This window comes from Phaeobacter sp. S60 (assembly GCF_000826845.1).
Classification (GTDB): Bacteria; Pseudomonadota; Alphaproteobacteria; order Rhodobacterales; family Rhodobacteraceae; genus Phaeobacter; species Phaeobacter piscinae.
On record NZ_JSWJ01000011.1, the window covers coordinates 183,370 to 195,895 of the forward strand.

Genomic DNA, 12,526 nt, shown 5'->3' on the forward strand with positions numbered 1-12,526 from the left:
GCCGCTGCCCTGACAAAGGCAACCGAGTGACCCGCCACGCTCTGCCGCTGCAAAAGTGATCCGTGGGTGAAAGCACAACGTAGTAAATCCACAACGAAACCTCTATCTGCGATATCTAGCCCGCCCTCGCCGTCCAGATCATCGCACAGTCGGAAAACCACGCCAGATGACCTCTCCCCACGCTATACCGGTGCACCGGCCCACCGCCGTCATCACCGCACACGGCCAGCCCTCCGATCCCGCCCCGCAGGAACGCGCGCTGGCAGAGCTTGCGGATGCGGTCGCAACCCTGTTGCCGGACTGGGATATCCGTTCGGCCACCCTTGCCACCTCCGACAGGCTGGAACAGGTGACACCTCAGGGCGCGCTGGTTTATCCGTTCTTTATGGCAAATGGCTGGTTTACCAGTTCTGTGCTGCCACGACGGCTGCAAGGGCACGACGTTCATCATCTTCCGCCCTTTGGGCTTGACCCCAACCTGCCCGGCCTTGCCTGCGATGCGCTTGCCCTGGCCTGCGCCGCACGCGGCTGGTCCCTTTCCCAAACCCGTATTCTGCTCGCGGCACATGGCTCAGCCCGTGGCCCCAAGGCCGCAGAGGCGGCAGAGGCCTTTGCAACGGCGATGCGCGACCGCCTTCCCGGCACCACGCTGGCCACCGGTTACGTTGAGGAAGACCCGCGCATCGCAACGACCGCCCGAGTGTTCGAAGACACCGCCCCAGCGCGGCCCAACCTCTGCCTGCCGTTTTTTGCGCAAGCGGGCGAGCACGTGCGTGACGACATTCCCGATGCGCTGGCCGATGCAGGCTTTGGCGGCGATACTCTGCCGGTTCTCGGGGCACTCCCGCAGGTGCCACAGCTGATTGCAAACGCGCTCAACAAAGCCCTTTCCGGCCCCGGTGTCACGTCAACCTGATCTGAAGGCAGCGGGGCGCTCCTGCATATTGCCCGCAGCTATGCGTCGTCGCCGCGAGTATTCCAAATCCGATTGTTGTGCGAACAAATATCACCGGGACAGGCACCTGTCTTGACCTCCCCCAGCCTGAGGTCAGCGTGCCCTTTAGGACAAGGCAGCGCCACAACGGATTTTTTCAATTTTTCCGCCCAGTTCTGCACGGCTCCCCTTGCACCGCTCCCCCGCATGTGATTAATCACGCCTCACACCACCGGTAAGGCGAGTTGGCGGAGTGGTGACGCAGCGGATTGCAAATCCGTGTACACCGGTTCGATTCCGGTACTCGCCTCCAATAAAATCAATGTGTTATGGATTTTTCTGCTCATTGGGTATCACCTCTAGTATCAGTTTCACGTTCTGTGCCTGTTCTGTTCGGGGTCATTTGCGCTTTGCTGCCGCCTGACGCGCTCGCATGATTTGCCGCGCTTCGCCTGCATATTTGATGATCATGGCTTTGGATGTATGGCCGCTGAAGCTGGCAATCTCGTCGTCGGTGCAGCCAGCCCACGCCAGTTCCATCACACCCCGATAGCGCAACGCGTGTTGATCAAAGTCCATCAGGCCCAGCCGCTTACGCTCTCGCACCATTACCCGCGCCATCGCGTGATAATCCATCGCAGAACCATCTGCGCGCGTCAGGATGTGCCGTGAAGGATGCGGGGCGAATCCCAGCTCGGCCTTCGCCTGATCCAAGGCTTTCTTCAACGCCTCAGTGCACGGCAACAACAAAGGTTTGCCGGTTTTGTTCTGGCGCAGCTTCAGAGTTTCGCCATCATAATCGCCCCACTGGAAATCCACCCAATCACCGGGGCGCTGCACACTGCCCACGCCAATCTCGAAAATCAGAAGAGGCAGTGGCTTCCCTTCCTCCCGCATCTTCTCCACCGCCCAATCGGCCCAAGGGATATGCGGCTTTTTGCGCGCCTTCGGAACTTTGAGCGGTTCGATATCAATCGCGGGATTGTCCCTGCGCCACCGTTTGCGGATCGCCAGCTTGGACAACATGCTGATCGCGGTCGGGATGTAATTCGCGAACCGAACCCGGTGCCGGTTCTTTTCCATCGCATCGTAAATATCAGCTTGTGTCAGACGAGCTACGTCCGCCTTGCCAATTTTCTCGGTCAAATATTCAAAAACAGGTTCCAAATCCTTGCGATACCGGGGCGAGAAGCCTGCCCATTTGTCGGTTTCGCGCATAGCGGCAATCAGTGCGGTCCATGAGGTTTTCACCTCCGCCCTCTTGCCACTCACGATTTCCCAATACTGGTGGTCAAAATCGGCGGTGCCTTCCTCCGCCGTGATGCGCCCAAGATAGATCATCTTGCCGTTGACGCATTTGCGCACATACCAGCGACCGGACGAATGCCGCCACAGGTATTTCTTGCGCCGGATCACCATTCAATTGATCCCTGAACTTCACCAACCTCACCATTTGAGATCTGCTTCAACGTATCTGTGTCCCAACGCACGACGCCGGGGGCGATTTCATACCCTTTCGGCAAATACCCTTCATCCACCAAATATCTGAACTGCTTTGCCCCCAGATCCAGCAGGCGCGCGGCGGTGGTTTCACTGGCCATGAGCGGGGTCTTCGGCCTCATGATCCCGCCCCCTTTACCTGCGCCTTGACCGTAAACTGCGCAATATACCTCTCCCACGCACCGTTCGGGATCTTGGGGTTACGTTTGCCGGGGGCGGTGAAAATATGATCCAGCATATCCTCGCGGATCAGATACCGAATGTTGGTGACAGGCAGCCCGACACGCTCGGCCAGTTCTTTGGGTGTTTCGAGAGTTTTGGTCACAATTCACCTTTTTGTTGTGTTTCAGGAAGCAGCTCTGCAAAGTGAACAAAAGAAAACAAATCGCAGCAAAGTGAAATTATTTTCACCAATAATGAACGGAATCACCTGTTGTCAACAGAATTGTCAGGAATAGGCCTGCGGTTGCGCGAGGTTCGCAAGGCAAATGACCTTACACAGCAGGTCATGGCCGCAGCCATCGAGGTGACAGATAGGACCTATAAAAACTATGAGCAGGAAAAGCGTGACCTGCCCGCAGCCGCAGCCATTACGATCTGTGATTCATTTAACGTAAGCTTGGAATGGCTTCTCGCTGGACGTGGGAAGGTCAAAAAAGGCGACAGCCCGGATCTTGCTGAAAGAGCGTCATATGCCGTGCTTGCAGAGGACAGCGAGAGGGGGACGAACCTTCCGATTGAAAAGCTGTCCAAGATCATCGGTTATGTCGCTGACCAAGCAGCGCAAACCGGAGAGCCAGAAACGGATCTGGCAAAAAAATATTTCGATACCTTATGAATTGCGAGAACGAATATGACAGACGTCAATTATAACAGCCAGGAATCGGAACTCGACCTATGTGATCGGGAGATTTTCCAATTCGCCCGCAGACTTGCCATTGCCGGTGGTGTCTCATTGATCGTTGGCGCAACGGGTTTAATCGCGACTTCTGGCCAAACAACATGGGATGTTTCGCGCTCCCTTTACTTGCTTTTGGTTGCAGCAGGTCCGATCGGAATTTTGATCGGGCATCGTTTAGTGCGAACACTCATGAAGCATCGCCACAAAGAGCTTAGAATTTTTTGACAAACCGATAAGAAACAAAATGGACAACCAAACACAAAGTATTCTTGAGAATGCCTTTCATATTTTGAAAGCTAACTACACATCATCACACCCAGAAGTCACAGACTTAGCTGACGATGCCGAGTTTGAAGAAACATTTTCTTTGCCGCAAATTCAGCGCGCCCAGCAAAATCTTCTGGCACCTCTTGCCAGGCTGGAAATGGAGATTTCTTGGTTGCCGGAGCTGAGCGATGAGCAGATATCAAGTATCACCGCCCTGATGGTTTCGGGGGATTATTCCAATCTGTTTGGCGCGACAGAACATCTTCCCGAACTTGCCAAAAGCAACATTCTTTCTCACCTCACTCAGTTCTCCAGAGGGAGCAATGATGTCTTTCACAAGTTGATCAAAACATGGGAGGAAGTTGATATTTCCGAAACGCTCGATTTCCTCAATGAAAATCGCTCAAAGGCGGGCTTTCCGAATATAGACACAGCCCAACTTGAAGGGGCCTTGCGGCGGTTAATGACCATGCAGGCCAAAACCGCTGCTATTGGCGTGTGGGCCCTAGAAAAGCCCGGCGAAACCATGGATCAGATTGTTGAGTATGAGGTCAATCGAGACCCATCAAGCCCATTTCTAGCGCAGTTTGTTCGGCAATATGATCTATTGAGCGAACCGGATTTGGCAACGCTCAACAATCAAATTGACGACGTCATAAAAAGTGCTGAACAAGAGGGCGCTAATCTAAACATTATTGTCGATGCAGCTTCTGAACTTCTGGTCAAATGGGATGAAATAAATCAACCTGTCCAAGTTTATGAACAACAACAAGGGCATGAAGAAGGGCGCTCGAAGAGAGTATATGAAAAGCTCCGGCAGCTCTGCCTAACCTTGGCAAACGAACGTGGCGAGTATGATCACGCAAAGCGCTTATCCGCAGCGCTACTGCACACATTTCCAGAGCTTGAATCCGTAGCCGAAGTTTTGCGAGGCGATGTTGCACAGTTGGAAACACTGGTTGAGCAAAAACAGCAAAGCGAACAATTGGAGCCTTTGGTCGCGGCCTGTGAAGCGGCTAAAAGTCAACTGCCTAAAGTAAAACGAGATCTTGCAAAAAGCAGCTTTTCCACGGCACGGCGGGGGCCTGTTACTGATATCTATTCCGCGCTTGTTTCAGCTACATCACAACCGGGTGATCACACTGTTGCGTTCCTCATTATCAGAGACTTAGCGCTGTTCATAAACAACGAACGTAACGACCCAGAAACAGCATTTGGAATTATCAATGGCCTGATACATTTCACACGTGCTGCACCGTCTGCCGAAGTTCGGGAAAAGCTTGACGAAGAACGCGCTGTTTTGCATCGCAACTGGAAAATGGAAGAGCTTGAAAGAAACAGGGGAAACGTTTCTGGGATGTCGCGAGTCGTCGATGAAATGCTTGTATACGCAAGGGGTAATGACAAGCTGGAGCTGGTCCAACTTAAGGAAAAGATCACTCAGAAGAAAAATGAGAAAATTGGATATTGGGTCGTCATTGGCGGCATCATCCTGCTTTTGATAATTTTTGGTGGGTAATTTTGAATCTCCAAAACGCAAATTGGAAAAATCATGAGTGATGAACTGGATTTTGAACACAAAATGGAAGCTGTATCACAGCTTTGCGTCGACTACTGGAAATTGACGAAAACAACCCTCAAAGCTGTTGAAGCAATGCCAGAAAAAGAGGCGCGCAGGCTGCGTGCTCAGTTGACCTTTTCCGACCGGCAGCTTTCCCTTCTGAGTAACCAGCTCGGGGTCAAAGTTGTCGATTTCGATGGCGAAGCGTTTCATGATGGGATCGCCGCTTCTGCTGACAATGCTGGCGACTACGCTGATGACGTTGAGTTGATCGTTTCCAAAACGATCGAACCCGCGATTTTGGCAGACATGAAAATAATCAGGTTGGGTCGTATTCTCGTCCAGCCCGTAAAAAATGAAAAGGAATGAAAATTGTATCTCGGCATTGATCTTGGAACCTCAAACTCAGCAGTTGTCGGCCATATGGATGGATCGACGCGCCTATTCAAAACAGCGGATGGCACGGATGTACTGCCCAGTGTGATATATCTCGACAAACGCGGACACCGTTTCATCGGTAAGTCTGCGTATGACCGCCTTTTGTCAGCTCCCAAAAATGTTGCTGCCGGGTTCAAACGTTCAATGGGAACAAAAAACCCCGTTACCTTTGCAGGGCAAACGTGGACACCGGTTGAATGTAGCGCGGAAATAATCAAAGCACTGGTCGGGCAAGCGATGACCGAAGCCGGTGGCCAAGATATTGAAGGGGTTGTTATCACAACGCCAGCCGCGTTCAATCAGATGCAAAGTGAAGATACGATTGCTGCTGCACGATTGGCGGGGCTGGAGCAAGTTAGTTTGCTACAAGAACCCGTAGCGGCCGCCCTCGCGGCAATCTCTCACAGTAAGCAAAAAGATGGCGTCTTCCTCGTCTATGATCTCGGCGGGGGTACTTTTGACCTCGCACTCGTGATGAGTACCGCAGGTGTTGTAAACGTTATCGCTCATGAAGGGATCAACATGCTGGGCGGGCGTGATTTTGATCGGATAATTTTTGATAGCATTGTACGCCCATGGCTATTGGAAAACTTTTCCCTTCCGACAGACTTTCAACGCCATGAAAAATACAACCACCTTTCGACAATGTGTAAGCATGCTGTTGAAAAAGCGAAAATTCTTCTCTCAGCCTCGCCAACTACGTCCGTTTTCGCCACCGAAGATGAAATTAGAATGACCGACGAAGACGGAGAGGAAATCTATGTTTCGATTGATCTTACCCGCAACCAAATCAACGATTTAATCAGAGACCGAGTGGATGAATCAATTGATCTGTGCCGAAAGATCATATCTGACAATGGGTACAGGAACGAAGACATTTCAAAAATCGTTCCAATTGGCGGCCCCTCTAAGATGCCTGTTATTTGGGACATGCTAGAGGCCGAATTAGCTATTAGGGTTGAAAGAGGCCTTGACCCTATGACCGCAGTCGCAACAGGAGCTGCCATTTTTGCCGAAAGCCGCGAATGGGATGGAGAAAGCTCCTCCCAAAAAAGTGGCAAGCAAAAAGAAACTGTGACAGGCAGTGTTTCTTTGGCAATCGATTATAAGTCCCGCGTCTCGAGCGAAACAGCAAAAGTCCGTCTCAAACCTGCACCAGATATGCCGGCGGGGCATGAGGTGGAAATTTTGGATGAAGAAGGCTCTTCTACTGGACGCATTCCCCTTTCTGGCCCGCTCAGCATCAACGTTACCGCCCGGAAAGATGGTGACAACCGTTTCAAGATTACGGTATTTGATCCGCATGGAAAGACGGTGCCAGATGCATCCCGCGAAATCGTAATCAGCAAATCCCAGGCAAGCGCAGCAAGTGTTCCGATGACCTATACGCTGGCTGTTAAGGTTCAGCACGGCCTCGTTGGGTATGAGCGCAATAAACTAGAAGTACTTGTCAAAAAAGGAACTGCCTTGCCTGCACGGGGTAAAAAATCTTTCCGTGCGGGCAAAACACTGACCGGTGGAGAAGATGATTTTATCGCCGTGGAATTTTACGACATGGTCGAGGAAATAGACACGCCGGAACATAATCTGCACATAGGAAACTTTCATCTGAGCTGTCGTGACGAACTTGAGCGCGGGGAACGGATTAATCGTGGTGATGATTTTGTCATTGATTGGCAAATGAGTGACAATGGCACCCTGAGCTTTGCCGTGGAACTTCCTTCTCTGGGGCGCGTTGTCGATGCCACCAACCTATACCGTTCAGCCGATGGCGGTATCCCGTACGATGGAGAGCGCGGCGCAGAGCTGGCGGCAACCATGCTGGCTCGCGCGGAAGGCGACTTGGAAGATCTGGATGGTACCTTGGATGAAAATGCCGATCCCAGTGGTAACATTAGGAAGCGTATTGAGCGCCAACATTCTGCACTTTCCACTTCTGTAGATGCTGACACACATCGTTCCGTAGCAGAAGAAGCGCGTAAGATCAGACAAGATATCGCACTGCTGAAAATGGCCCCTGAGAATGAAGAAAGGGTTCTTACTGAAGAAGTATCCAAGGCAGAAACCTCTTTTGATGAGCTTCGCGATAATGCTCAGGGCGTCGATGCAGAACGCCATGACAAATTGCTTGTTTCCGCCCGCCGTGAGATTCGTGAGAAAAATTATGACGCTGCACGCCGTTCTTTGGACGAAATGCAGGGCATCCGCATGAAGGTTCTTTCTGAAACCCCGGACTTCCTGATCGCCATCTTCAAACAACTAGCTGAGGAGCATACACTAGCAGTGGATCCCGAGCTTCATGAACGCCTTATTCAAGCTGGAATCGAAGCTGTGCAATCTAACGATGTCGAAGGCCTACGGGCTGTCATTGGGCAAATGTTCGGCAATCGTGTTTCCACTGGCGCAGATGCCGCAGAGATTGTTGAGCTAGCACATCTGTTGGGAACCTGACCAAAAATCAATTTATGGAAACGCCTCCACATTCCTATAAAAAAAATGTGGGTGGCGTTTCCGTTGAATTGCAAAACGGCTCTCCACGCATATTCCCGCTCCCATCCAGAATAAGGTTCCTACCGCACAAGCACCCCATGAACAAATCTTCCGAATTCCGCATCTACTATTTCCGCGCGCGCATAGCCACTGAAGCCAAGCGTCTTGAGGCCAACATATGACGCGGCATCTTGTGGCGGCTGACGGCACCCTGACCGACACCAGCGGCGTGGCGGTAACGCCGCAGGTGATCGACAGCACCCGCCTACATGTCGCTCACCTCACACCACATATATTGACGGTCGATTTGCCCAAGGGCGACCGGGTTAATATTCTTGTCGAATATTCCTGCCATTGCTGGACCAGAGCCTTTGAAACCGCAGAACACGCGGGCCAGGTGCAAATCATGGACGGCATACGCCCTCGCGTATTTTGCCCGCATCGGTTTGCGGCCTCAACGGATCTGGCGGAACTGCTTGGAACCTTGCCGCAAAACCGCCTTTACCTTACGCCATCAGACCGAAATTATGGCACATATAACGCCACGATGATGTTGGGTGATGGAACGGCCTACACCGCCTTTTTCACGCTTCGCCCCCACAAGGGCAGATTCGACGGCATCCGGCACAAACTGCGCCTGTTTGTCGAAAGCGCCCACCATCGACCGCAGCCAGAAAACGGTCAGAAAGTGAAAATTGCAGTCGTCATCGGTCAGGCGCTCAAAGGCAAAAAGGTCAAATATTTCAGGCGCTAGAACGACCGAAGGAGCCACCTTTGCAGGCAACTCCTTGGCTATCTCGACGCTCTCTTCGGCCTAGGCCTTATCCACTATTCCAGTTGGACAACTTGCGTTGCGGAAGGAACCTCACAGTCGATCTGGTATCCTTATGGGGAGGAATATAGGTTCAAATGCGTTACCTGTCAATTAACGCCGCGCGCTCGACTTCCCAGTTTTAACGCTCTGCACATAGCCAAGAAATCAAAAGGCAGGCCATAGCTGGCCTAATATTCGGACGGTTAGACCATCCCTTTACTGCCATTCACATAGCCCTCCAAAGCTAAAATTTCAACATTATATGACACAAATCATAGCTGCGGTGGCGGCGCTACTGACATGACCATCTGCCCCACTTTTAGATCCTTGGCGTTCAGGCCCAGTTCTCGGATGATATATTCACCACCTCTGCCACTGATATTTCGACAATACCCGTTGCCTTCCTCGTCGATGAACAGACAACGGATGTTGCTGTAGTCACCCCAAACCCCTGCAAGGGCCATCAACGGAACGCCTTCGGGCAAACATGCCACCTTTTCAAACGTTCGGTAATCGATGCCATAGTCGCGGGACTGCCCGTAGGACATGGTAAAGTGATCAAAGGGTAAACTCATCTATTTTCCTTTCGTTTCAAAGGCCATGACTATGGCCGCGCTCTTGTTCATTCAGGTCTCGTTCAGCCGTTGTTCGGCGCGTTTCGCTAACTTCAAGCTGGCCTCTAAGCCCTCTTGAAGCGTCTCGTAGGTCTGCTCCTCTGTCAGCAAGTCGGCCAATGTGGCGACCGACAAGAGATGCGATTTCATCAGCAGCGCCACGCAATGCGCCAACCCATTCACTTTGCTCTCGATCCCGTTCGTCGAGCGTGCTTCCAAGGCGCGCAATTCCTGCGCTGAGGTTTCGCAGGCCGTCACCAACCGCTCGACGCAGGCGAGCAAATCGCGTTCCAAGGCTGTCAGGGGTGTCGTCATTTATTGCCCCCTGATTTCGATGCAGATGATCGGTGTTCCCGCCATCGTGCAGGTTTTCATTTCGGTCTGATCGGGATCCAGCGTCAGCCAAATCTGCCCCGCCTGTTCGATCCGTGTCAGGCCCAGTTCCGTCAGCTCCGAACGCGTCAAAAAGGTCATCCAGAGCCAGCTCACCGCCACGGTCGAGGTGATCCACACCAAGATCAGCCCTGCGATCACCCAAGGCGATATCGTCAGCCAACGCCGGATCGTCTCGCTGCGCCTCTGCAATTCGCTCCTGCTGTCGCTCAGAAAATAGCGGATATCGGTCTCGATTGTATTCAGCGCGCTTGTCGCAATGTCGCTGAAATCGGTCCTGAAGATCTCCAATTGAGAATTCATCAAGGTGGCATGTTCCTGTCGGATCAAGTCCAGATCCGCGTTCAATTTCTCGCTCAGCCGGGGTGGCTTGCCAGTTTTCATTGAAAATCTCTCCTTTCAGCCGCCAGCGTTCGCCGGTTTCCGGGTCTTTGGCGGTGATGTAGTTTTTGCTGGCGCGGGGAATATCGAAGCCCGCATCTGTCAGAGCATCGACCATGCTGGCACGGTCAGTGATGCTGCCAATGCTGATCTGATCAAGAATCCAGTCATGCAACTCATCGCGGCCCTGCGCACGAGTTGGAGCCTCAGCCACCACCTGCACCTCTTGGGTGCGCTCCAAATCCATCGGATCGGCCCAGCCGTGAGTCTTGTTCATCAGGTCACGCAGGCTGTCATAGGCATTCTGATAGCCGGGTGGTGCAATGTTCAGACTGTTGCCTGTGGTCAGTTCCAGCCGAGGCGTACAAAAATGCAGCTCAACGCGATCTTCGTGGGTATGGCGGACCCAGAGCATATCATATTGCTCAGGGTCCATTCCCGCAAAGGCCAGCCCTTCGAAGGCGTCCATGACTTCGAGCTGCTGGGTCTCAGTCGGTGCGTCCTCAATAGCAAAGCTGATGACACCCGCGCGATAGGTCCATTGATTGTTGCTGGCGTCAATCAGCGCCTCGGTGCGATCAGGATTGCCCCGCAAAACCTCCGGCAGCGGATGCCGCGTGACTGTCTGGGGCTGGCCATCGGCATCGCGGATCAGGTCGCGGTTGTCATCATAGGCCAGCACCTCATCCGCGATCAGATAGCCGACAGGACCGGCCCCCACGCCTTTGCCATTGGGAAAGAACTTGATCAGCATTGCCGCACCTCATCGAGGAGCTGGGCAAGCTGACGTTCGATCACCACGAGCTGACGCGCGAGGGCCAGCGTGTCGAGCTCTATTCGCCCCGCCAGCAAAGCTCGGTTCGTAGCCCGAGCGATCTGGTTAAGGTTACCGCCGATGCGCCCGACCGCCAGCCTCAAGGCCGGATCGACGCGTGGCATTGGCTTGCGGCGGCGCGCCTCCGTCAGGCCAAGCGCCTCACGCAAGAGGGTCGCAGCGGGAACGCCAGCCGCCTCAGCCTTGGCGCGTAGTTCTGCCTTTTCAGCCGCGTTGCACCGAAAGACAAATGTCTCGGTCAGGGCTGCTTTGGCGTGGGGCTTGCCCCCGCCGGTGGGGTTCGAAGGGGAGGCTTGCCACCCCTCGCAAGGTCCCGTGTCAGATGCGCCAGCGTATGACATGGGTCGCCTTGCTCTTTGCACTGAAGACGGTTCTGTTTTCCCCATCAGCCAAGCCCTGCCGCCTGAATTTGCAACGGCGTCACCAGTTCAGCCGCCAAAAGCGCCGTGATTTGGCTGGGCGAAATATGCCGACAAAGCGGGCTGCGATCTGCGATCCAAACCGCCAGCCCTTTCAGCGCCTCGGCCTCTTTGGCTTTCGCGGCCTCACGCTGTATCTGGGCATCGCAGACATACCGCTGCCAACGCTCAGAGCTGAACCAATTGTCCGAAAAGCAAACCTTGGAACGGGTGAAACCCGCGCTTTCACTGGCATAGGATTGAACAGCCTCGATCAGATCGGCAGCAGTGATACCACTCGTCAGGATCTCCCGGATCGCCAACAAGCAATCCGCTCTCCGGCGGATGCGATCCTCGGGATATGCCGCCAAGATTTTCTCAGCTTCATCATCCACCACCCCGCGCGAAGGATATGGATTTATATTTGGTTTATATCTGTTCTTATAGGATTTGCCCTCAGGGGCAGACGGCTTGCCCTCAGGGGCAAATGTATCATTTTCCCCTTTGGCCCACTCGATCTGCCCATTTGGGCAAATGCAATCGCCCAACGCGTACCAGCATGTTCGATCATAACGATCATCGCTGAAGCTCCCCTTCAGGATCAGCTCTGATTTGATCAGCTTATCCAACGCCGTGCGGATCTGTTTTTCTGTCAAATACGGGAACAACTCGGCGAAGGCGGAGATTGAGTTGTAGGTCCAATAGCGCCCATCCCGCAAATTGCGCCGGTTGGCTTGGTTCTTCTCGATCCAGAAGGTGATATTCTGGAAAATCACCGCTGCGTTCAGCCCTACCAGTGCGGCGATGTCAGGATCAAAGCTATGGCGGCTCATTGAGCGCCCCAAACCGGCGTCAGAACCGCAGGAATGCCCCCGATTTTACCGGTATCATGTTCGCCGATAGTTCTGGATTTGTCGTGATACCTATTTCCACCTAATAGCCTGTCAAATAACGATAAAACATTGGATTGCAAATCCGTGTACACCGGTTCGATTCCGGT

14 protein-coding genes and 1 tRNA gene are annotated in these 12,526 nt (G+C 53.1%); 8 read left to right on the forward strand and 7 right to left on the reverse strand.

Annotated features, from left to right (window positions below; translation table 11 throughout):
* The first annotated feature begins 166 nt into the window (after positions 1 to 166).
* On the forward strand, positions 167 to 916 hold the full coding sequence (locus OO25_RS10845) for a sirohydrochlorin chelatase (RefSeq protein WP_040180078.1): 750 nt from the start codon (positions 167 to 169) through the stop codon (positions 914 to 916).
* Between the two features lie 257 nt (positions 917 to 1,173).
* A tRNA-Cys gene (locus OO25_RS10850) sits at positions 1,174 to 1,247 on the forward strand.
* A gap of 86 nt (positions 1,248 to 1,333) precedes the next feature.
* Here the strand turns inward: OO25_RS10850 and OO25_RS10855 are convergent.
* From OO25_RS10855 to OO25_RS10865, 3 genes are read right to left on the reverse strand one after another with little or no spacing between them, the layout of a single operon-like run.
* The gene (locus OO25_RS10855; RefSeq protein ID WP_040180079.1) at positions 1,334 to 2,353 is read right to left on the reverse strand and encodes a tyrosine-type recombinase/integrase; all 1,020 of its coding nucleotides are present in this window, start codon (positions 2,351 to 2,353) and stop codon (positions 1,334 to 1,336) included.
* Positions 2,347 to 2,556, reverse strand: coding sequence for a hypothetical protein (locus OO25_RS10860; protein WP_040180081.1), 210 nt, complete (start codon positions 2,554 to 2,556; stop codon positions 2,347 to 2,349). The genes OO25_RS10855 and OO25_RS10860 overlap by 7 nt, the downstream gene beginning before the upstream one ends.
* The gene (locus OO25_RS10865) at positions 2,553 to 2,759 is read right to left on the reverse strand and encodes a hypothetical protein (protein ID WP_040180084.1); all 207 of its coding nucleotides are present in this window, start codon (positions 2,757 to 2,759) and stop codon (positions 2,553 to 2,555) included. Before OO25_RS10865 ends, OO25_RS10860 begins: the two co-directional genes overlap by 4 nt.
* A 108-nt stretch (positions 2,760 to 2,867) precedes the next feature.
* Between OO25_RS10865 and OO25_RS22205 the strand changes: the two genes are divergently transcribed.
* From OO25_RS22205 to OO25_RS10890, 6 genes are all read left to right on the forward strand, one after another.
* Positions 2,868 to 3,272 carry a helix-turn-helix domain-containing protein gene (locus tag OO25_RS22205; RefSeq protein WP_175304820.1) on the forward strand — a complete coding sequence of 135 codons (405 nt, stop codon included), beginning with the start codon at positions 2,868 to 2,870 and terminating at the stop codon, positions 3,270 to 3,272.
* Between the two features lie 15 nt (positions 3,273 to 3,287).
* The gene (locus OO25_RS22780; RefSeq protein ID WP_139044774.1) at positions 3,288 to 3,560 is read left to right on the forward strand and encodes a hypothetical protein; all 273 of its coding nucleotides are present in this window, start codon (positions 3,288 to 3,290) and stop codon (positions 3,558 to 3,560) included.
* Between the two features lie 19 nt (positions 3,561 to 3,579).
* Positions 3,580 to 5,121, forward strand: coding sequence for a hypothetical protein (locus OO25_RS10875; protein WP_040180087.1), 1,542 nt, complete (start codon positions 3,580 to 3,582; stop codon positions 5,119 to 5,121).
* 33 nt (positions 5,122 to 5,154) lie between these two features.
* On the forward strand, positions 5,155 to 5,532 hold the full coding sequence (locus OO25_RS10880) for a hypothetical protein (protein WP_040180088.1): 378 nt from the start codon (positions 5,155 to 5,157) through the stop codon (positions 5,530 to 5,532).
* Between the two features lie 3 nt (positions 5,533 to 5,535).
* A complete protein-coding gene (locus OO25_RS10885; protein WP_040180089.1) occupies positions 5,536 to 8,052 on the forward strand; it encodes an Hsp70 family protein in 2,517 nt (838 codons plus the stop codon).
* 286 nt (positions 8,053 to 8,338) lie between these two features.
* Complete coding sequence (locus tag OO25_RS10890; RefSeq protein WP_139044775.1) at positions 8,339 to 8,845, forward strand: hypothetical protein; 507 nt, start codon at positions 8,339 to 8,341, stop codon at positions 8,843 to 8,845.
* Between the two features lie 332 nt (positions 8,846 to 9,177).
* On the opposite strand, the gene OO25_RS10895 is transcribed toward OO25_RS10890, so the two are convergent.
* From OO25_RS10895 to OO25_RS10910, 4 genes are read right to left on the reverse strand one after another with little or no spacing between them, the layout of a single operon-like run.
* Positions 9,178 to 9,480 carry a hypothetical protein gene (locus OO25_RS10895; RefSeq protein ID WP_040180092.1) on the reverse strand — a complete coding sequence of 101 codons (303 nt, stop codon included), beginning with the start codon at positions 9,478 to 9,480 and terminating at the stop codon, positions 9,178 to 9,180.
* A gap of 16 nt (positions 9,481 to 9,496) precedes the next feature.
* Positions 9,497 to 11,047, reverse strand: coding sequence for a relaxase/mobilization nuclease domain-containing protein (locus OO25_RS10900; protein ID WP_040180093.1), 1,551 nt, complete (start codon positions 11,045 to 11,047; stop codon positions 9,497 to 9,499).
* Positions 11,041 to 11,469 (reverse strand): plasmid mobilization relaxosome protein MobC, encoded by a 429-nt coding sequence (mobC, locus tag OO25_RS10905; RefSeq protein ID WP_139044776.1) that lies wholly within the window; start codon positions 11,467 to 11,469, stop codon positions 11,041 to 11,043. Before mobC ends, OO25_RS10900 begins: the two co-directional genes overlap by 7 nt.
* A gap of 44 nt (positions 11,470 to 11,513) precedes the next feature.
* Positions 11,514 to 12,359, reverse strand: a complete 846-nt coding sequence (locus tag OO25_RS10910) for a hypothetical protein (protein WP_040180095.1) — start codon at positions 12,357 to 12,359, stop codon at positions 11,514 to 11,516.
* Positions 12,360 to 12,526 lie beyond the last annotated feature (167 nt).